Genomic DNA, 19,751 nt, shown 5'->3' on the forward strand with positions numbered 1-19,751 from the left:
GATCGGACGCCGCATGCTCCGGGTTCGCACCGGGCTGCAGTCCTTTGCCTGGAACAGCATCGGTGCCATCATCATGCTGTCCTTTTCCGCGTTCATCGTGCTTGTGCTTACGATCATGTCGATGCTGCTCTACGACAAATTCGCGCAAACGGCCGAACGCAGCGCCGAGCTGAGCACGAAACAGATCGTGGACCAGGTCAGCTACAATCTGGAGGATTATGTCCGCAGCATGTCGCATCTGTATCGCGCGATCGAGGAGCATATGCTGCGGGATGGCACCTGGGAAGGCGAGCAGGTCGACAAACAACTCGACACCTTGCTTAGCAGCAGGGAGGATATCCTGTCCATCACACTGCTGGATTCGGACGGTCGTCTGCTCAAAAACAGGCCTGCGGCCGCACTGAAGCCGAGCGCCCACGTCACCCAGCAGGGGTGGTTCCAATCCGCGCTGCGGGTACCCGATCATTTGAGTTTTTCGTTGCCGCACATCCAAAACATGTACGAAGGTCCCTATCGGTGGGTCGTCTCCATGAGCAAAGGCATTACCGTTCAGCGGAACGGACAGGAGCAGCAGGTCATCCTGCTGGTGGATATCAACTTCAAACAGATGGACGAGCTGAGCCGCAGGGTCAGCCTTGGACAGCGTGGATACGTATACATCATCGACGAAAGCGCTGGCAACATCGTGTATCATCCCCAGCAGCAATTGATGTACATGGGGCTGCGCAGCGAAAACATCGAACAGGCGCTTGTGGCCACAGGCAGCTACGAAGACGAAGCGGACGGCCAGAAAAGGCTGAACACGGTCAAATCCGTCCCCAATATCGGATGGAAAATAGTGGGCGTTGCCTATCTTGACGAGATGCTTACAACCCGGCAGGAAGTCGGCGGGTATATGGTTCGCGTGCTGGCGGTGGTGCTGGTGCTCGCCGTTCTCGTATCCCTTATGCTTTCCGCCAGCTTAACGCGGCCGATCCGGCGCATGGAACGCAAGATGAAGGCGGTGGAACTCGGCGATTTCAACGTGGAACTGCCCATCGAAGGTCCGCTGGAGGTGGAACGGGTATCGCGCCGTTTCAACCTGATGGTGCACAAAGTCCGTACGCTGATGGATGAAATCATCCGGGAACAGGAGCAGAAACGGCGTTTGGAGCTGGAAGCGCTGCAGGCGCAGATCAATCCCCATTTTCTGTACAATACGCTGAATTCGATGGTGCGCATGGTCGGCATGAGCCGCAACGAAGAGGTCGTCACGATGATCACCTCGCTGTCGCGCTTGTTCCGCATCAGCCTCAGCAAAGGAAAAACGATCATTACGGTCAAAGAAGAGCTGGAGCATGCCCACCATTATTTGACGATCCAGCAGATGCGGTTCAAACGCAAATTCCGCTTCACTTTAAACGCGGACGACGATACGCTGGACTGCCTGACACTGAAGCTGCTGCTGCAGCCGCTCATCGAAAATGCGATCGTGCACGGCATCGAATACGACATGGACGAAGGGCATATTGAAGTACGCGTATATCGGGAAGCGGATTGCCTGGTGTACCGAATTACGGACAATGGCGTCGGCATGAGCGAGGAGCAGCTGCGTGCGTTGGCACAAGGATATCCCATAGCGAGAAGCGGCGCGGGTTCGGGTGTTGCTGTGCGCAATGTGCACGACCGGATTCGGCTGTATTACGGCCATGCTTATGGATTGGAATATGCAAGCGAGCTGGAGGAAGGCACGACGGTTTGGATTCGCATTCCGGTGCAGCGGGTACCAGAGGAGGGAGAAAAGCAGGATGATCAGAAAAGAACGATGGCTTAATGCGGTTTGGATCAGAAACCTCCTTCGCAGACGCCGGCTTGCGCTGACGGCGGCTGCGGCATGGGGTCTGCTGCTGATCAGCACCGCCTGCGGCGGCATATCCGGCAGCAGCAGTTCCGGTTCAGCGCCGCTGCGCATTGCGCTGATTACCCCCGCCGGCGCAGGCGAGCTGGCGCAGGCGATCCGGCTGGGCGCCGAGGCCGCGGCCAAAGAAAGCGGAGCCGCGCTGGTTGCGGTGGAGGCCTATCCGCCGGCACAGCCGACCTCGGGAAGTGCCGTGTCCGATAAGGTCGGCACAGGTGCAGACGCCTCGCGCGCCAAGGGCCATGCCGTGTCGGCGGACACCGGCATGTTAACCCTTGAGGAGCGGGAGCAGGCGCAGATCGAAGCGGTCGCACGCGCTTTGAAGCAAGGGGCATCCGCGCTTATCGTGGACCCGATGAGCGAGCATGCGCTGACGGAAATGGTTCGTCAGGCGGCAGAATCCGGCGCGGCGGGGACAGCGGTGCCCGTCATCGTGCTGAACGATGAGTTTCCGGTCGAAGGCATTGCCAGCGTCATTTCCATCGATCATGAAGACGCTGGACGCCAGGCAGGCGAAGCGATGGCGGAATTGCTCCATGGCTCGGGAACCGTCGTTTTGCTTGGCTCGGACCCTTTGAACCATCCGGGCCTTGCACGGCGGGAGCAGGGCATTATGGAGGCGCTGGGATCATATCCGGAGATTGAAGTGCTTCCGGCAATTTCATGCGGCACGCGGGAGGAATGCGGGCAGAAGACAGCCCGGATGCTGGACCGAAACCCGGTGAACGGCATCATCGCCCTTCAGGAGATGGCCTCCCTTGGCGCGGCGGATGAGCTGAATCGGCGCGAATCGGCGGCGGAGGTGAACGTCGTCGCCTTTGGTAGCGAGCAGCAGCAGCTTGCGCAGCTGCAGGAAGGCGTTTTCCAGCAATTAATCGTACAGAATGGCTTCAGCGCGGGATATCTCGGGCTGAATCAGGCGGTGGCCAGACTGCGTGGCGGCCAGACCCAGACGCGCGTCACGCTCGAAACCAAGCTTGTCGGCACGGACAATATGTTCTGGATGGATAACCAGAAGCTGTTGTTTCCTTTTGTGCAATGAACGGGGCGGGATTTCATGTCAGGCTTGTCGGTGACGGGACACGTTCCGCAGAACATGAAGGAACGACGTCGAACTGGTGAATTGAGGAAGATTTCGATAAAACGGATGAAGATATTGTATTCGCATCGGATGTAAACCCTTTCATAATAAAGGCATCGGGTTAACCGAATGAAATTGGGGGAGGTCATCAGGGATGAAGAAAACATGGATGACGCTGCTGGTTACTGCAATGATGGTCGTGGCGGCAGGTTGCAGCAGCGGCGGTGGAGAGAGTGCGGGAGGCAGTACCGGTACCGACACGGGCGGCGACAAGACGGGAACGGAAACGGTCGCAGAGACGCCGAAGATCGGCGTGGCCATCTACAAATTCGACGACACGTTTATGACCGGCGTGCGCAATGCCATGACCGCCGCGGCCGAAGGCAAAGCTGCACTGGACATCGTGGACAGCCAGAACGCACAGCCGACGCAGAACGAAAAAGTGGACCTGTTTGTATCCAAAAAATACAACGCGATGGCCGTCAATCCGGTAGACCGGACTGCTGCAGGTGTCATCATCGACAAAGCAAAAGCAGCGGACATTCCCGTCGTATTCCTGAACCGCGAACCGGTTGCGGAGGATATGAACAAATGGGATAAAGTGTACTACGTTGGCGCCAAAGCGGAGGAATCGGGCACGATTTCCGGCCAGCTCATCGTGGATTACTGGAAAGCGCATCCCGAAGCGGACAAAAACGGCGACGGCAAGCTGCAGTATGTCATGCTGAAGGGCGAGCCGGGCCATCAGGATGCCGAGCTGCGTACCAAATATTCGGTGCAGGCGATCCAGGATGCGGGCATCGAGGTCGAGGCGCTGGCTGAGGATACGGCGATGTGGGACCGCGTCAAAGGACAGGAAAAAATGCAGGCATTTCTTGCGTCCCATGGGGACAAAATTGAAGCCGTGCTGGCGAACAATGACGACATGGCCCTCGGCGCGATCGAAGCGCTGAAGGCGGCCGGATATTTCAAAGACGGCAAAACGATGCCGGTCGTCGGCGTGGACGCAACGGCTCCGGCGATTCAGGCGCTGCAGGACGGCACGATGCTCGGCACGGTGCTGAACGATGCAAAGAACCAGGGCGCGGCAACCGTGGCGCTGGCTTCGGTACTCGCCAAAGGGGAGACGCCGACCAAGGAAAATACGGGCTATGACATTACGGACGGCAAATACGTCTGGATCGCTTACAAAAAAATTACGAAAGACAACATCGCCGACGCCCAATAATAATGCACAGCAGGGACGTCCGCCGTGAGGGGACGTCCCTTTTTGCCAGGCTATGGAAGGGGAGAACAAGCATGAAATCGCCGTATCTGCTGGAGATGGACGGCATATCCAAGGCGTTTCCCGGCGTGCAGGCCTTGAGCCAGGTGACGCTGAAGGTCAAGCCGGGAACGGTGCATGCCCTGATGGGCGAGAACGGGGCGGGCAAGTCCACGCTGATGAAATGCCTGTTCGGCATGTATCGTCCCGATGAAGGCATGATTCGCATTGATGGAGAACAGGTGCAGATTTCCAGCTCCAAAGCTGCACTTGAGCACGGCATATCCATGATTCATCAGGAGCTGAATCCCGTCCCGCACCGTCCGGTAATGGAGAACATTTGGCTTGGCCGATTTCCGATGAAGGGCTGGTTCGTGGACGAGAAACGCATGTATGACGACACGTTGGCCCTGTTCAAAGATCTGAACCTGGACATCGACCCGAAGGCCCAGACCCGGACATTGTCCGTGTCTAAAATACAATCGGTGGAGATCGCCAAGGCGGTGTCGTTCCATTCCAAAGTCATCGTCATGGACGAACCGACGTCCTCCCTCACCGGCAAGGAAGTAGAACAGTTGTTTGCGATCATCCGGGAGCTGCGCAGCCGCGGGGTGTCGATTATTTACATTTCGCACAAGATGGAAGAGATTCTGACGATCTCGGACGAAGTCACGATCATGCGGGACGGCTTCGTGGTGGGCACGTGGGAAGCGAAGGACTTGACCACGGATCTCATTATTACGCGTATGGTGGGCCGCGATCTCAGCGAGCGTTTCCCCGAGCGGAACAATATCCCCGGCGACGTCATCCTGAAGGCGGAGGGACTGACTTCCATTCATCCGCATTCATTTAAGGACGTGTCGTTCGAGCTGAGAAAAGGCGAAATTCTCGGGATCGGCGGCCTTGTCGGGGCGCAGCGCACCGAGCTGATGGAATCGCTGTTCGGCTTGCGCGGACTTGCTTCGGGCACGATCTCGATCCATGGGCGGAAGGTGAGGATCGGTTCCCCGGCGGCGGCGAAACGCCACAATATCGCGCTGTTGACGGAGGAACGGAGGGTTACGGGCATTTTCCCGGTGCTGTCGGTGTACGAAAATACGATCATTGCAAGCCTTGGCCGCTACCGGAATCGCCTTGGGCTTTTGGACGAGAAGAAGGGGCGCGAGGAAGCGTACGAGCAGACGCAAAAGTTCAAAACCAAAACGCCTTCGGTTAACACGCTGATTCGAAACCTGTCAGGCGGTAATCAGCAGAAGGTGCTGTTGGCCCGCTGGCTTCTGACCGACCCGGAAATTTTGCTGCTTGACGAGCCGACGCGGGGCATTGACGTCGGGGCGAAATTCGAAATTTACACGATCATTACCGAGCTTGCCAGACAGGGCAAAAGCATCATCATGATCAGCTCGGAGATGCCCGAACTGATCGGCATGTCGGATCGCATCATGGTCATGAGCGAAGGGCGCATGACCGGGATCATCGACGGTGCCGATGCCACGGAGCAGGAAATCATGAGACTGGCCGCGCAGCAGCGCATGGCTTAGTCGGGAGGGAAACCGATGAACACACCAATCGTGAACCAGGTCAAGCAATACGTGACGCAGCGGGCCATCTTTATCGTGCTGATCCTGCTGGTCGTCGGCATCGCCATTGCCGATCCGAATTTCCTTGCATTCTCGACATTGCGAGACATTTTGCAGCAGTCGTCCACTCGGGCCATCATCGCGCTGGGGGCGGCATTCATTCTGATTACGGGCGGCGTCGATCTTTCTGCAGGCCGGGTCGTCGGCCTGACTGCCGTGGTCTCGGCATCCATGCTGCAGGTGGATGAGTACGCCAACCGTTTCTTTCCCGACCTGCCGCATTTGTGGGTAGGAATACCGATCCTCGTGGGCATCGTGGCCGGTTTGGCCGTTGGCTTGGTCAACGGCATCATCGTGGCGAAGTTGAACGTGCCGCCGTTCATTGCTACGCTCGGCACGATGGTGGCGGTATATGGACTGAACTCGATTTACTTCGATACCGAACCGAACCAGTCGCAGCCGATCGGCGGGCTGCGTCCCGATTTTACCGTTATCGGTTCCGGGTATATCGATTTGGGCGGAGGGTACTCGATCCCGTACATCGTGTTGATCGCCATAGCGATCGCCCTTGTCTGCTGGGTCGTGTTCAACAAAACACGTCTCGGCAAAAACATGTACGCCATCGGCGGCAACATTCAAGCCGCACATGTATCCGGCATTCACGTTGCACGCAACCTGGTGGCGCTGTATGCGATCGCGGGTGCGTTGTACGGACTCGGCGGGGTGCTTGAGGCCGCCCGCACCGGTGGTGCCACGAACAACTACGGCAACATGTATGAGCTGGATGCTATTGCCGCTTGCGTTGTCGGCGGCGTATCGACCGCCGGAGGGATCGGCACCGTGCCCGGCGTCATGGCAGGGGTCCTCATTTTCGGCGTCATCAACTATGGTCTGACCTTTATCGGCGTGAGTCCGTATTGGCAGCTTATTATCAAAGGTTTGATTATCGTCGCCGCCGTTGCGTTCGACATTCGCAAATACGTAGCGAAAAAATAGCTGGATGCACATTCATGCCTTCGTTATACCTAAATATTAGGTCCGGATGATCAAGATAGCCATGGATTGAAACACCTGCATATCAAAAAAGGCGAAATTCCATCCCGGAATTCCGCTTTTTTTGCCTGCTGCTCGGTATGATTTCCGTTTATGCGGCTGGCCTTCCATCCATAACTCTCAAAAGAACCAATCCAGGATGAGGATTAGGGGGCCGATCAGGCAAAAAGCCAGCATTAGCCCGGACAGATAATAGGAGAGACCTGTTCCGTAATGAGAACGGTGCTTGCGCGCAAGCCAGAAAGCCGGAACCCAGAATATCGCAGCTGCCAGGAAGGGATAATGCAGTCCTTGGTTGCCGTTACTGTACACAGGCACGCCCATAAAATGAAACAGGTGATGACTGAAGGAAATGTGATCATGGCCTGTAGGCAGATTGAACAACAGTCCCAGGAAAATGATCAGGAGCGAAAGCGAGCCGATACCCAGTTTTTTGTGTTGAAGCGTCATGAAATCACCTCAATACATATATTACCATAATGTGGTGCAACTTTGCCTGAAGCTTGCGGTTGTGCATGATTACGAATTTGCCCATCTTCCAATAATCGACAACATTAGCTAATCATACTCGATATAATACATGTGAATGAGGTGTTAGGTAGAAGCATTTATGGTCAAAGGGGGCGAGGCGGGTTTGCTGAGCTATAAGATGAAAATGATAATTTTTCCGGTGGGATGTTTGCTTGTGATCCTGTCCTCTTCTTACCTGGGATACACCTCCAATCTCCGGCTTACCATTTTGGCCGGATTGATCTTTATGGCAAGCATCTGTGCAGAGCGGAAATATCCGGCATTGCGTTTGGTGCAATGGATTTTTCTGGGGACATTCCATTATTTCAGCGAACTGGACTGGTGCAGCCTGCTTTACTACATGCTTATTTTGTCGATGATCGAGAATAAACAGCGTGTCACTCACACGCTGCCGATTTCCATGCTGCTGATGTTCCAATATACCATAATTCGGCTCAGTTATACGCCGACAGGCTCTTACACGGCATTAGTTTCGTTGTTTGACATATTAACGGTAATCGTCGTTATTGTTTTGTACCATACGTTGACCAGAAGCGAGGCGGAAAAACGCCAATTGCGGGAACGAAACTTTTTTCTGGCCCAGCATGACCCGCTGACAGGTCTTTTGAACTATGAAGGATACATAACCGCATTGAATCGGACCGCTGCGGAACAACGTCCGTTTTTGCTGATTTTGCTCAGTATTCAGAATTTGAACGGCTTTCATCGAGATGGTGAGGATCATTGGAGCACTGTCATCAAAAATATCAGCGTTAGCATTACGCAAGCGTTCCCGGAAGCAGCGGGCATATCCCGATACTCCGGGGACCGGTTCGCGATCATTTTGCCTGAATTGCAGTGTGCCGAACATGTCAAAGAACGGTTAAGCCACCTGCTTGATGCGGACTTCGGTCCATTGCAGGTGGTCTACAGCATTGCCGAATATCCAGGCACCGCAGAGTCATTGCAGCAATTCATTACGATCGCGGAGGACGGGTTGCTTCAGCAGCAGCGCAACAAATGGATACAGAGCGAGGAAGAGCTTTTCCGCTCCGAAAGGCTGCGCGCGGTAGGCGAACTCGCGGCCGGCATGGCTCACGAAATTCGAAACCCGCTGACAGCGATTCGGGGCTTTCTTCAGTTGTCCCGCGGACAGGCCTATAACATTGCTCCGTGGTATGAAGTCATCATGAGCGAGGTTACGAGGGTGACGGATCTCACGGCCGAGTTTTTGCAGTTTTCCAAGCCTCAGGCCAAACATATGAAACCGGAACAGGTCGCTCACTGCCTGGAACGGGTGATGTCGCTGACCGAATCGGACGCTGCTTCGCGGGGGCATCGCATGTATTTGAATATGGTGAACGAGAACATCGTCGTCAACATGGATCGGGACAAAATCGTTCAGGTGCTGATCAACCTGATCCGCAACGCATTTGAAGCGATGCATGACCCGGGCGAGGTGCATATCGAACTCTTGCATGCGCCGGAACAGGTGCTGATCTCGATTACGGATACGGGCAGCGGCATCCCGGAGCAGGCCCTGACGCAAATTTTCAATCCGTTCTATACTACCAAGGAAGAAGGGACCGGGTTGGGACTGGCCCTCTGCCAGAAGATCGCGCAGGATCACGCCGGAAAAATTACCGTGCGGAGCGAGGTCGGCATCGGATCTACGTTTACGCTCCATTTGCCGATTGTGGCCGGAGTCTCCTGAAAGGAAACCGAATAACGCCGCATCCGATTCCAAGAGAAATCGGTGCGGCGTTCGTCACGATCTTTTTATGGGCAGATGAAATCAGCTAATTTTAGCTGCGCTGGCTTTGATGAAGCTGATAATAGAATCCGTGTTGGCGCATGAGCTCATCATGCGTTCCCCGCTCCGCGATTTGGCCGGCATCGATGACGAGAATCTGGTCCGCCTCGCGTATGGTGCTCAGTCGATGGGCGATCACAAAGCTGGTTCGTCCCTTCATCAGCGTGCGCATCGCCTCTTGAATCTGCAGCTCCGTGCGGGTATCGATGCTGCTGGTCGCCTCATCCAGAATCAGGATGGCCGGATCGGCCAGAATCGCCCTCGCAATCGTCAATAGCTGCCTCTGCCCCTGACTGAGATTTCCCCCGCCGGCCAAAATCGGCGTATCATACCCATCAGCGAGCTTGCGGATGAATCCATGCGCATTGGCGAGTTTGGCGGCCTGGATAATCTGCTCATCGGTGGCATCAGGTTTGCCATAAGCGATGTTGTCCCGAATCGTGCCTGAGAACAGGTAAGCATCCTGGAGCACTATGCCGAGCTTTTGTCGCAGATGGTCCTTATCAAGCCCGGTGATGTCTTGGCCGTCAATCGTGATTTTTCCGCCTGTAATGTCATAGAATCGGGGCAGCAGATTGATAATGGTCGTTTTGCCTGCCCCCGTAGGCCCCACGAGGGCAATCATCTGGCCGGGTTCGGCCGTGAAGCTGACCTCTTTCAATATTTCCTTCCCGGGATCGTATCCAAACGATACGTGGTCGAATACCACTTTCCCATTAATGCGCTCCAGTTGTTGATCCTGTGCCTCTTCATACTCTCCCGGCGTATCCATGATTTGAAAAACGCGTTCTGCGCCCGCAATGGCCGCTTGAATCAGATTGTACTGGTTCGCGAGATCGTTGATCGGGCGTTCAACCTGTCTGGAATAAGCGAGGAAGCTGACGATCAGGCCGATCGACGTCAGATCGTGATAAGCCATCCAACCGCCTACGGCCGCCAAAATGGCGAAACCGATATTGTTCATGACATTCATGGTCGGACCGACAAGGCCGGATACGGTTTGTGCCTGCGTGCTTGCCGTACGGAGCTTATCATTCAATTCCTTGAAATGTTTGCGCGACTCCTCTTGTCGATTATAGGCCATGACGGCCTTTTGCCCGGCGATCGTTTCCTGGGAAAAACCGTTCAGCTCGCCAAGCAGCTTCTGCTGCGCCGTAAAATGTTTGCGCGTGCGGGAGGCGATCATTTTCGTGGCAAACATGATCAGCGGCACCGTCACCAGGCTAAGCAACGTAAGGCGAATATCCAGCGCCACCATAATGGACAATGATCCGACCAGCAAAATGGCGCTGGACATCAGTTGGGTCAAGCTCTGGTTCAGCGTGGTCGAGACATTATCGATGTCATTGGTGGCCCGGCTCATCAGATCCCCGCTCTGGTTCCGGTCAAAAAAGCGAATGGGCAGCTGCTGCAGCCGGGAAAACAAAGCCTGACGCAAATCTTTGACCGTCAGCTGGGAGACCCCGATCATGACATAGGACTGGCCCCATAACATGAGCGATGACAGGACGTATACCGTCAGAAGCAGCAGGCAGTCTTTGAGCAGTCCGTCCGTCAATTTGGGCACGATGTGCTCATTTACGGTACGGCCAAGCAAGTAGGGACCTGCCAGATTCAGCAGGGTGCCCAGCGCCGTGAGCACAAGCGCGGCGATGACGCCTTTTCGCTGGCGGCCCATGTAGGACCAGATGCGAAGCAGGGTGTGCCCGGCATTTTTGGCGCGCACTTTGGGCAGCGGCATACGGCCTGGGGGACCGCCTCTTCCGATCGGCGGCATAACATGCTGCTGGTTCGGTGTATCTGCTGTTTTAGCCATACTGCACATCCTCCTTTCGCTGCTGGGAATCATGGATCGCCTGATAATGCGGCGAACATTCCAGCAATTGCTCATGGGTGCCGCTGGCCACGATCCGTCCTTCGTCCAGCACGTGAATGCAGTCGGCATCCATCACGGAGGAAATGCGCTGTGCGATCAGCAAGGTGGTCCGGTCCTTCATGAGCGATTTCAAGGCCCGCTGGATGCCGGCTTCCGTGCGCAGATCGACCGCGCTTGTGCTGTCATCCAGAATCAGCACGTTCGGCTGCATCAGCAATGCACGGGCGATCGAGATCCGCTGTTTCTGTCCTCCGGACAGGTTGACGCCGCGCTGGCCGAGCTCTGTGCCATAGCCGTCTTTCAGCTTGGCGATGAAATCGTCGGCTGCGGCGGCCTTGGCGGCGGTTCTCATTTCCGTCTCCGTCGCGTCCGGCCTGCCGAAGCAAATGTTGTCCCGGATGCTGCCGCTGAAGAGCACGGCCTCTTGAAGCACGATCGAGACTCGGCGGCGCAGTTCTTCCAGGTTCCAGTCGCGAACATCGGTGCCCCCCACGAGCACCTCGCCTTGCGTTGCATCATAGAGGCGCGGGATCAGCTGCACCAGCGAAGTTTTGCCCGAGCCGGTGGAACCGAGCAAGGCGACCTTCTGCCCGGGTTCAACCGTAAACGTGATGCCGGACAAGGCATCCGCACCGTCATAACGGAAGTGAACGTCTCTGAATTCGATTCGGCCTGCGTCCGGGTTATGCGTAGGTAAGGAATCACCCTTACCCTGAGGTGTCCTTGAGGCTGCGGCTTCTGCCGCAAGCGGATGCACCCTGGACGCTGCTGAAGAATCGGAGTTGGCTGATCGGATGTCAGGCTCGGTGTTCAGCACTTCATTAATCCGCGCGGCAGATACTTTGGCGCGGGAGAAGCTCATCATCATCATGCCGATCGACGTCAGCGAAGAGAGCACAACGGTAACATAGTTGATAAATGCGATCAGATCTCCTGCAGCCAATCCGCCGCTGGTCACCTGGAAGCCCCCGAACCACAGCACGGCCACGACGGTGGCGTTCAGCATCAGGTTTAACACGGGAACGTTCAGGGTGACGATGCGCCATGCTTTGACGGCCGTGTTGGTATAGTCCTGATTGGACTCGTTGAACCGTTCCTTTTCCAGCTTGGCTCGCGCAAACGCCTTGACGACGCGAATACCTGCCAAATTTTCCTGAAGCACGGCATTCACTTTGTCCAGCCTTTCCTGAACGCCGGCAAACAGCGGATAGGATGCTTTGATAAGAACGTACAGCAGGATGAACAGCACGGGCATGGTCACCAGCAGGATCAGGGCCAGCTTGACGCTGATCGTAAACGCCATGATCACGCTCCCGATAATAAGCATCGGCGAACGAATGAACATGCGCAGCAGCATCTGCACGAACGTCTGCATCTGGGTAATGTCGCTGGTCAGGCGAGTGATCAGCGAGCCTTGCTGGAATCCGTCCAGGTTGCGAAAGGAAAACGTCTGGATATGGTCGAACAGCTCCTGGCGCAGGTCGCTGCCATATCCGACGGAGGCTCTGCTGGAGAACAGCGTGCAGCCTGCACCGCCGACCCAACCGATTAATGCAAAGGCAAGCATAAGCAGTCCCGTGCTTACGATGTGGGACAGGTTGCCTGCCAGCACGCCATGGTCCACGATGCTCGACATCAGCTTTGGTTGAAGCAGGTCCATGGCTACCTCGAGCACCATCAGCAGCGGTGCAAGAATGGCCGCCGTTTTATAGGGGGCCAAATATTTTTTGAGCGTCCACAAGTAGATAATCACCTCATAAAATTTGAATTTGATGAATGAATCAAAGCTCCTTGAGATTCTGCACCATGCGCTGCACCAGCGAAGACATCAGCTCCGTTTCCTCGGGCGTAAATCCTTTGCGCGCATGGCGTTCCAGTTTCTGAAAGGCTTCCCGCAAGTCACGAAGGGCCGCATGGCCGAGATCGGTGAGATACACCCGCAGACTGCGCAGATCGTTGGGGTCCGGTTCGCGTCGCACATATCCGGCGGCTTCCATGCGTTTCAGCATGACGGTAACGGTGGCGGGGGCACGATGAAGCTGTTCGGCCAGGCTTTTCTGGGTTTGGCCGTCTTCCCGTTCCAGCTTGAAGAGCAGGGGCGGTTGGCCGGGGTACAATTCCGGGTGGTTCGTCAGCAATTCGTGGACCATGTATCGCTGCAATTTGACGAGTTCGGACATCTGTCCCATTAACCGATCGTTTCCGGCAGGTTTCATAATAGCTCCCATCCTTTTAATTAGTCGACTAACTAAATAATAAGTTTGGTTTGACATATGGTCAAGTGAAAACGCACCCAAAAGCGAAAAAATGCCAGAAACCTTACTTGCACTCTAGGGAGAACACTGGTGTTTTGTACCATAGTTTTGGAATGTAAAGATATCGAGAATTGGAAAATTTGACAGCCGGAAGAGAGGTGTGTTAATTTGTTAATATCATTTTGTTAATAACAAATTGTATATAACAAAATACGATGTTCGTGGATTGGGGTTTTCGCTTATGGAGCATGAAGAGAAATTCGAAGGAAAAGAGCTGGACCGCGGCGATCATGAACGAATGAGCGAGGAACAGTTTCTGGCGTCGTACGATGCGGCCGATTATGAGCGTCCCTCGGTAACGGTGGATATGCTGGTGTTTACGGTGCGCAGCGAAGTTCAGGAAAATTACCGGAAGCTCGCCGAGCCTGCGCTCGAACTGCTGCTCATCCGCAGGGGAGGGCATCCTTTCATGGGCCAATGGGCACTGCCGGGCGGATTCGTCTCCATGCAAGAGTCGCTGGAAGATGCCGCAAGACGGGAGCTGCGGACGGAGACCGGACTGGACGATATCTATCTGGAGCAGCTGTATACGTGGGGCGACGTGGATCGCGATCCGCGCACAAGGGTCATCAGTTGTTCGTATATGGCGCTGGTGGACAGCACGGAATTGGAGCTTGAGGCCGGGGACGATGCGAGCGAAGCCGATTGGTTTCGCCTGCAGGAGAGGCTGCTGGAGGAGAAGCGGCATATTCATGAGCGTGGACGCACGTTGGAGCGCAGGGTACAGCTGGTGCTGACGAACGGCACGGAGGAGCTGACGGCGATCGTTGAAACGAAGGAAATGACGTCGGGAAGGGTACAGAGCAGCAGCATGAAAGTCGTGCAAACGGACGGCATTGCCTTTGATCACGCACAGATCATTCATTATGCGCTGGCTCGACTGCGCTCCAAGGTGGACTACACGGATATTGCGTTCAATTTGATGCCTGAAACGTTCACGCTGACGGCATTGCAGAAAGTGTATGAAGTCGTTGGCGGCAAAAAGTGGTTACCTGCGGCATTCCGGCGCAAAATCGCCGATTGGGTCGTCGAGACGGGCGAATATGCGGATCATGGGGGACATCGTCCTTCCCGTTTATACCGGTTGAACCCGGAACGGGAAAACATGTAGACCTGTTCTCATGAACTCTCAGGAACGGTGATGAGCGTAGGACAACCGCACAGAGTATGAGATCAGCAAATCGTTCAAGCAAAGGGGGATAAGAGTATGAGCAAAGAGAGCAAAGAGAAATTTACGTTTTTTTGGCGGACGGCTTCCCCGTTCTCGCAGTGGCATCCCGCCCGTTTCACGGTAAACGGCACGAGCTACTCCAGCGCGGAGCAGTACATGATGCATCAGAAAGCACTGCTGTTCGGGGATCAGGCCATCGCGGACAATATTATGAAGGCAAATTCTCCTTCGGTCCAAAAAAGGCTGGGCAGGCAGGTGGCGGGCTTCGACCAGGCTGTATGGGAAGAACACTGCAGGCGCATCGTTTACGAAGGCAACTACGCCAAATTCACGCAGGACGAACAGCTGCTGAAGGCCCTGCTGGATACGAAGGGAACCACCCTTGTGGAAGCAAGCCCGGATGACCGCATCTGGGGCGTTGGGCTGGCGGAAGAAGACCCGCGAATTCGCAATCGAAGTACATGGAGAGGCAGCAATTGGCTGGGTGAAATTTTGACCCGGCTGCGAGAAGAACTTATAGGGAAGTGATCGAGATGAATACAAACCATAATGGTCTGAAAAGTATGGGACAGCGTGCGGGCCGTGCACGCATCGCGCAAGAGACGTTAGCGATTCTGGAGGCAGGCGAATACGTGAATGGCTATGATCGCCGGGTGAGCATTGCCGCGGATCTGCAAGAGGCCATTCGAAATTCGGTGTTGTACCGACCGGAGGAATTGCCAAAGGTGAGCGAGCAAGTTCATGCGATGCAGGCGGCCAATTCCACCACTTCGGCAGGATTATCGCATATCGAAGTAACCGGGGAAACGACGCTGGCTGCGGCAGCTCGTCTGGTCGTAGGCGAAGGACGACAGGACGCGGCCTGCCTGAACTTTGCTTCGGCCAAAAATCCGGGCGGCGGTTTCCTTGGCGGGAGTCAGGCCCAGGAGGAAAGTTTGGCAAGGGCTACGGGTCTGTATCCATGCATTGCCCAAATGCAGGAAATGTACGAGTTTAATCGTAAACTCCGAACCTGCCTGTACTCGGATCATATGATCTATTCCCCTGGCGTTCCGGTCATTCGGGATGATGAAGACCGTCTGCTCGACCAGTATTATGCTTCCGCGTTTATCACGGCACCTGCGGTCAATGCAGGCGTCGTGAAGGAACGGGGCGAGGCGGATGACGAACGGATTGAAGCCGTGATGAAACAGCGTATTGCCTATATTTTGGACGTCGCTGCAGGGCATGGACATCGCACGATGGTGCTTGGGGCATACGGATGCGGCGTTTTCCGAAACGACCCGTCCAAGGTGGCCGCTTATTTCCATGACGTGTTGATTGGTCAAGGATACGGGAATCTGTTTGACCGGATCGTATTTGCCGTGTATGACCGCAGTCGCGGTCAGCAAACCTTAAAGGCTTTTCAGGAACGTTTGGCCAAAGCCTGACGGATTCGGATTCATGCCCGGAGGAGGGGAACCGCGATGGAATTTCGCGAAATACAACAAGACCTGTTTGCCATGGATGACCGTTACGTTTTGGCCCACTGCATTTCGGCGGACGCCCGGATGGGGGCAGGCATTGCCGTACAGTTTCGGCAGCGGTTCGGTCTGGAAAACTTGCAGGAACAGGCCAGGATCGAGCCATTGGAGATCGGGCGATGTTACCGCGTCGGCCGTACTTTGAACCTGGTCACAAAGGCTAAGTTTTCGTACAAACCGACGTATGCTTCCTTTACCCAAGCCGTAGAGTCCATGAGGGATGTCTGTCTCGAAGAGGGGATCGAGAAATTGGCCATGCCGCAGATCGGCTGTGGGCTTGACCGATTGAAATGGGAGAAGGCTAGCGGCATCATTCGCGATGTTTTCGCCGATACAGATGTCGAGATCGTGGTGTGCAGTCTATGACTCGAGGCTCAAAACAACAAAACCTCTGCTCCGCGAGGGGAGGGAACGTGCTTTTTGCATACGCGTTGCACATTTCCCGCCGCTTCCGGAGAGAGGTTTTTTGTGTTTTCATTGGCCCTGCTGTTATTTCGAGAACATTTCTTTGGCTTCATCCATCGCCATCTGGTTGCCGATGGCGGAGTAGTCGAGCCATGGCTGGGCGCCGATGGTGTATACATGTCCCGCTTTGACGGCTTTCAGGCCTTGCCAGATCGGATTGCTTTGCAGCTCGGCGAACATGTTTTTCGCTTCGTCATCCGAATTCACCACAACGAAGATGGCATCGGCATCATAGTCCGGCAGCACCTCGCGAGAGATGACCTGATAGGGCTTCGAGGCATCCATATCGGTAATCCCGTTGGCCGGGGTCAATCCGAGATCGTCAAACAGGATCGGTCCCATTGGACGAGCTGTACTGAATACGCGCAATTCCTTGGCGGTCACGCGAATGGCCATGACTTTGCCGTCGCCGATTTTGTCATGGATGAGCGATTTCACTTCTTCCGTTTCCTTGGCGTAATGGTCGATGAACGCATCGGCTTCTTTTTCGCGGTTCACCAGTTTGCCTATGGCTTTCAAATGGTCGTGCCATGTGCCATCATCGAGATTAAAGACGTGAACCGGCGCGATTTTTTCGAATTTGGCTTGATCGTCGCCGGAGAATTCCTCATCCAGGTAGATGACATCCGGTTTCAAAGCGAGCAGGGCTTCCATATCGGGGTCTTTGACCGGGCCCAGGGGCGTCGTGTTCTGCAAACGGTCGGCTACATGGGACAGGAAGGCTTTGGCCTCGCCGCCAATAACTGAACCAACGGGCGTAATGCCCAATGCGAGCAAGTCGTTGGTCAGGTGGATCGACATGGACGCGATGCGTTGTTCGCCGGTGGAATCGGAAGCAGGACGGTCACCCGCTTGTCCCGAGGAGGCATTGGAAGAACGGTTGTCGGCAGCGTTGGTTGACGTGCCTGCATTGCCGCATGCCGCCAGCAAAAGCAGCAGGACGGCGCATATGGATAACATCAGGTTTTTCTTGATCATGGATATTCGAAATCTCCTTGGTTTCATTGGAATAGGGGTTAACGCGTACGGACGAGTAAATACAGGAAATAGGGTGCGCCCAGTGCAGCAACGACAATTCCGGCAGGAATCGCATTGGGCTGAAAAAGGGTTCTCCCCACCGTATCGGCTGCGACGAGAATGACCATGCCGATCAATCCGGCAGCCGGAATCAAGTGGCGATGCATCGGGCCGACAAGCCTCCGTGCCAGGTGCGGAGCCGCAAGCCCGATGAAGCCGATGCCTCCCGCCATCGACACGCTGACGGCCGACAAGGCGACCGTGCACAAGAGCAGCCATATGCGCTGGGATTTTACGGCCGTGCCGATTCCCGTGGCGGCGGCATCCCCAAGCCCTAGGGCGTCCAGTGTTTTGGAACGGCTCCAGACGTAAGGGATGCACAGCAAGATCCAGGGGAGCAGGGCGGCGACGTGGACCCAGTCCCTTCCCCAGACGCTTCCCGCCAGCCAGCGAGCCGCGAAGGAGTAGGTGTCCTCATCGAGGCGCAGGGACAAATACAGCGTCAGCGCGTGAAATCCAGCCGCAACGGCGATTCCCACCAGAATGAGTTTGATGGGGGATACCCCGTTATGGCGATCATAGGCGAGCAGCATGATGATCAATGCCGAGAGCATGCCTCCCGCAAAGGTAAAGAGCGGGATCAGCAATGCGACAGAGCTGTCCATCGAAAAAGAAAGGCTGGCGAACGCCATCAGGCCCAGCGCTGCACCCGCGTGAATGCCCAGAATGCCCGGATCGGCCAGCGGATTGCGCGTGATGCCCTGCAATGCAGCACCCGCCACGCCAAGACCAGCTCCGGCGAGCACGGTGATCAGAATGCGCGGCAGGCGATAATCGAACAGTACGATATGGTCCGCCTCTGAACCGCCGCCAAACAGGGTTTGCAGCACCGCCATGGGCGACAGGCGAATCGTGCCTGTGTTCAGGCTGACGATAATGACGACACAGGCGATAGCCAACAGGATCAGGCTGACCGTAATGGATCGTCGTGTGCGCGAAGCGGCGTTCTTTTGGTTTTGATTTTGGTTTCGGTTTGGGTTCACTATAAGGCCCTCCTTTCCTTACGGGCCAGAAAGAGGAAAAACGGCACGCCGACAAAGGCGACCATGATGCCCACGGCAAGTTCCTCCGGCGGATTGACGATGCGTGATCCGAGATCGGCCAGCACCAGCAGAATGGCTCCGAGCAGCGAGGACATCGGAATGATGAGCCGATAATCGACGCCAACCAGTTTGCGGGAAATATGCGGAATGACCAGTCCGACGAAACCGATGGAACCGACGGCAGAGACGGACACGCCTGCCAGCACGACCACGGCGGCGAGCGCAAGCATCCGCGTCCAGCGCAGGCGGATGCCCAGGCTGACGGCAGCCTCTTCCCCGAGGGACATCAGCGATATGCGGCGGGCCAGCGGCATGGTAAGCAGCAGCGTGATCAGCAATACCGGAACGATGAGTTTGACATGCCGCCACTCCATGCCGCCAAAGCCGCCCGCATACCAAAATGCAAGGTCCTGGCTGAGGTCGAAATAGATGGCGATGCCTGCACTCAGGGAGCTGAGCATGGCCGCGACGATGGCCCCGGCCACCGTGAGCCTGATCGATGAAAGCCCGCCCGGCGCAGCCGAGCCAAGTATGAAAATAAACAGCGTGCTCAGGACCGCGCCGACAAAGGAAATGCCCATCAGCCAGGCATAAGGCAAGCCGGGCCACAGGGCAAAGCTGAGCGCCACCATAAACGATGCGCCGGCATTGATGCCGAGCACGCCCGTATCCGCAAGCGGATTGCGGGTGATGCCTTGCATGAGCGCACCGGCAACGGCGAAGGCAGCGCCGACGACAGCCGCGGCAATGACCCGGGGCAGGCGCAGCTCATGGATGATCTGATGGGGCGTCAGCGCCGGGTTATATTGAAATATGGCTGCCCACACCGTTTCCAGCGTCAGCGATTTGGCTCCAAGCGAGATCGAGACGAACAGGATCATCAGCAGGACGGCGAGGGCAGACAAGAACATCAGTCCAACCGTTGTCGCATTTCTGGACGAGTTGGGCTTCCGATTTGGCCAAGCAGGATGTTGGATGCGGGTCACTCCTTTGTTGCCAGCACAACGAAGCATTGCTGCTGTTATTGATTATCATTATCAATTAGAGATCATTATAAAATCTTAATTCATGCCCGTACATGAC

At 55.7% G+C, this 19,751-nt stretch carries 17 protein-coding genes; 10 read left to right on the forward strand and 7 right to left on the reverse strand.

Annotated features, from left to right (window positions below):
• Window positions 1–13: 13 nt before the first annotated feature.
• The 5 genes from MKY59_RS05215 (at window position 14) to mglC (ending at window position 6,818) form a co-directional block, all read left to right on the forward strand.
• Complete coding sequence (locus MKY59_RS05215; protein WP_339278329.1) at window positions 14–1,813, forward strand: sensor histidine kinase; 1,800 nt, start codon at window positions 14–16, stop codon at window positions 1,811–1,813.
• Complete coding sequence (locus MKY59_RS05220) at window positions 1,788–2,939, forward strand: substrate-binding domain-containing protein (protein ID WP_339276390.1); 1,152 nt, start codon at window positions 1,788–1,790, stop codon at window positions 2,937–2,939. The genes MKY59_RS05215 and MKY59_RS05220 overlap by 26 nt, the downstream gene beginning before the upstream one ends.
• Before the next feature lie 193 nt (window positions 2,940–3,132).
• Window positions 3,133–4,206 carry a galactose ABC transporter substrate-binding protein gene (locus MKY59_RS05225; protein WP_236420194.1) on the forward strand — a complete coding sequence of 358 codons (1,074 nt, stop codon included), beginning with the start codon at window positions 3,133–3,135 and terminating at the stop codon, window positions 4,204–4,206.
• 71 nt (window positions 4,207–4,277) lie between these two features.
• On the forward strand, window positions 4,278–5,783 hold the full coding sequence (locus MKY59_RS05230) for a sugar ABC transporter ATP-binding protein (RefSeq protein WP_236420193.1): 1,506 nt from the start codon (window positions 4,278–4,280) through the stop codon (window positions 5,781–5,783).
• A 15-nt stretch (window positions 5,784–5,798) separates the two neighbouring features.
• The gene (gene mglC / locus MKY59_RS05235) at window positions 5,799–6,818 is read left to right on the forward strand and encodes a galactose/methyl galactoside ABC transporter permease MglC (RefSeq protein WP_236420192.1); all 1,020 of its coding nucleotides are present in this window, start codon (window positions 5,799–5,801) and stop codon (window positions 6,816–6,818) included.
• A 177-nt stretch (window positions 6,819–6,995) separates the two neighbouring features.
• On the opposite strand, the gene MKY59_RS05240 is transcribed toward mglC, so the two are convergent.
• Window positions 6,996–7,325, reverse strand: coding sequence for a hypothetical protein (locus tag MKY59_RS05240; RefSeq protein WP_236420191.1), 330 nt, complete (start codon window positions 7,323–7,325; stop codon window positions 6,996–6,998).
• Window positions 7,326–7,524: 199 nt separating this feature from the next.
• Here MKY59_RS05240 and MKY59_RS05245 point away from each other — a divergent pair, with 199 nt between their 5' ends.
• Window positions 7,525–9,099: an ATP-binding protein gene (locus MKY59_RS05245; RefSeq protein WP_339276394.1), complete on the forward strand. Its 1,575-nt coding sequence runs from the start codon at window positions 7,525–7,527 to the stop codon at window positions 9,097–9,099.
• 91 nt (window positions 9,100–9,190) lie between these two features.
• On the opposite strand, the gene MKY59_RS05250 is transcribed toward MKY59_RS05245, so the two are convergent.
• Genes MKY59_RS05250 through MKY59_RS05260 form a run of 3 tightly spaced genes read right to left on the reverse strand, consistent with a single transcriptional unit; the run spans window position 9,191 to window position 13,290 of the window.
• A complete protein-coding gene (locus MKY59_RS05250) occupies window positions 9,191–11,014 on the reverse strand; it encodes an ABC transporter ATP-binding protein (RefSeq protein WP_339276395.1) in 1,824 nt (607 codons plus the stop codon).
• A complete protein-coding gene (locus MKY59_RS05255) occupies window positions 11,007–12,815 on the reverse strand; it encodes an ABC transporter ATP-binding protein (protein WP_339276397.1) in 1,809 nt (602 codons plus the stop codon). Before MKY59_RS05255 ends, MKY59_RS05250 begins: the two co-directional genes overlap by 8 nt.
• Window positions 12,816–12,855: 40 nt before the next feature.
• Window positions 12,856–13,290, reverse strand: a complete 435-nt coding sequence (locus tag MKY59_RS05260) for a MarR family transcriptional regulator (RefSeq protein ID WP_339276399.1) — start codon at window positions 13,288–13,290, stop codon at window positions 12,856–12,858.
• 280 nt (window positions 13,291–13,570) lie between these two features.
• Here MKY59_RS05260 and MKY59_RS05265 point away from each other — a divergent pair, with 280 nt between their 5' ends.
• The 4 genes from MKY59_RS05265 to MKY59_RS05280 all read left to right on the forward strand — a co-directional run bounded on the left by MKY59_RS05265 (window position 13,571) and on the right by MKY59_RS05280 (window position 16,449).
• Window positions 13,571–14,500: an NUDIX domain-containing protein gene (locus tag MKY59_RS05265; RefSeq protein ID WP_339276401.1), complete on the forward strand. Its 930-nt coding sequence runs from the start codon at window positions 13,571–13,573 to the stop codon at window positions 14,498–14,500.
• A gap of 96 nt (window positions 14,501–14,596) precedes the next feature.
• Window positions 14,597–15,088 carry an NADAR family protein gene (locus MKY59_RS05270; protein WP_236420185.1) on the forward strand — a complete coding sequence of 164 codons (492 nt, stop codon included), beginning with the start codon at window positions 14,597–14,599 and terminating at the stop codon, window positions 15,086–15,088.
• 5 nt (window positions 15,089–15,093) lie between these two features.
• Complete coding sequence (locus tag MKY59_RS05275) at window positions 15,094–15,990, forward strand: TIGR02452 family protein (RefSeq protein ID WP_339276403.1); 897 nt, start codon at window positions 15,094–15,096, stop codon at window positions 15,988–15,990.
• Between the two features lie 36 nt (window positions 15,991–16,026).
• Window positions 16,027–16,449, forward strand: a complete 423-nt coding sequence (locus tag MKY59_RS05280) for a macro domain-containing protein (RefSeq protein WP_339276405.1) — start codon at window positions 16,027–16,029, stop codon at window positions 16,447–16,449.
• 123 nt (window positions 16,450–16,572) lie between these two features.
• Here MKY59_RS05280 and MKY59_RS05285 read toward each other — a convergent pair whose 3' ends face one another.
• Genes MKY59_RS05285 through MKY59_RS05295 form a run of 3 tightly spaced genes read right to left on the reverse strand, consistent with a single transcriptional unit; the run spans window position 16,573 to window position 19,579 of the window.
• Entirely contained in the window at window positions 16,573–17,523 is a 951-nt protein-coding gene (locus MKY59_RS05285; RefSeq protein ID WP_339278330.1) for an iron-hydroxamate ABC transporter substrate-binding protein, read from the reverse strand.
• Window positions 17,524–17,564: 41 nt separating this feature from the next.
• The gene (locus tag MKY59_RS05290) at window positions 17,565–18,608 is read right to left on the reverse strand and encodes an iron ABC transporter permease (RefSeq protein ID WP_339276406.1); all 1,044 of its coding nucleotides are present in this window, start codon (window positions 18,606–18,608) and stop codon (window positions 17,565–17,567) included.
• Window positions 18,608–19,579: an iron ABC transporter permease gene (locus tag MKY59_RS05295; RefSeq protein WP_339278331.1), complete on the reverse strand. Its 972-nt coding sequence runs from the start codon at window positions 19,577–19,579 to the stop codon at window positions 18,608–18,610. The genes MKY59_RS05290 and MKY59_RS05295 overlap by 1 nt, the downstream gene beginning before the upstream one ends.
• Window positions 19,580–19,751: the final 172 nt, after the last annotated feature.

This window comes from Paenibacillus sp. FSL W8-0426 (genome assembly GCF_037969725.1).
In the GTDB taxonomy this organism is placed as follows: domain Bacteria; phylum Bacillota; class Bacilli; order Paenibacillales; family Paenibacillaceae; genus Paenibacillus; species Paenibacillus hubeiensis.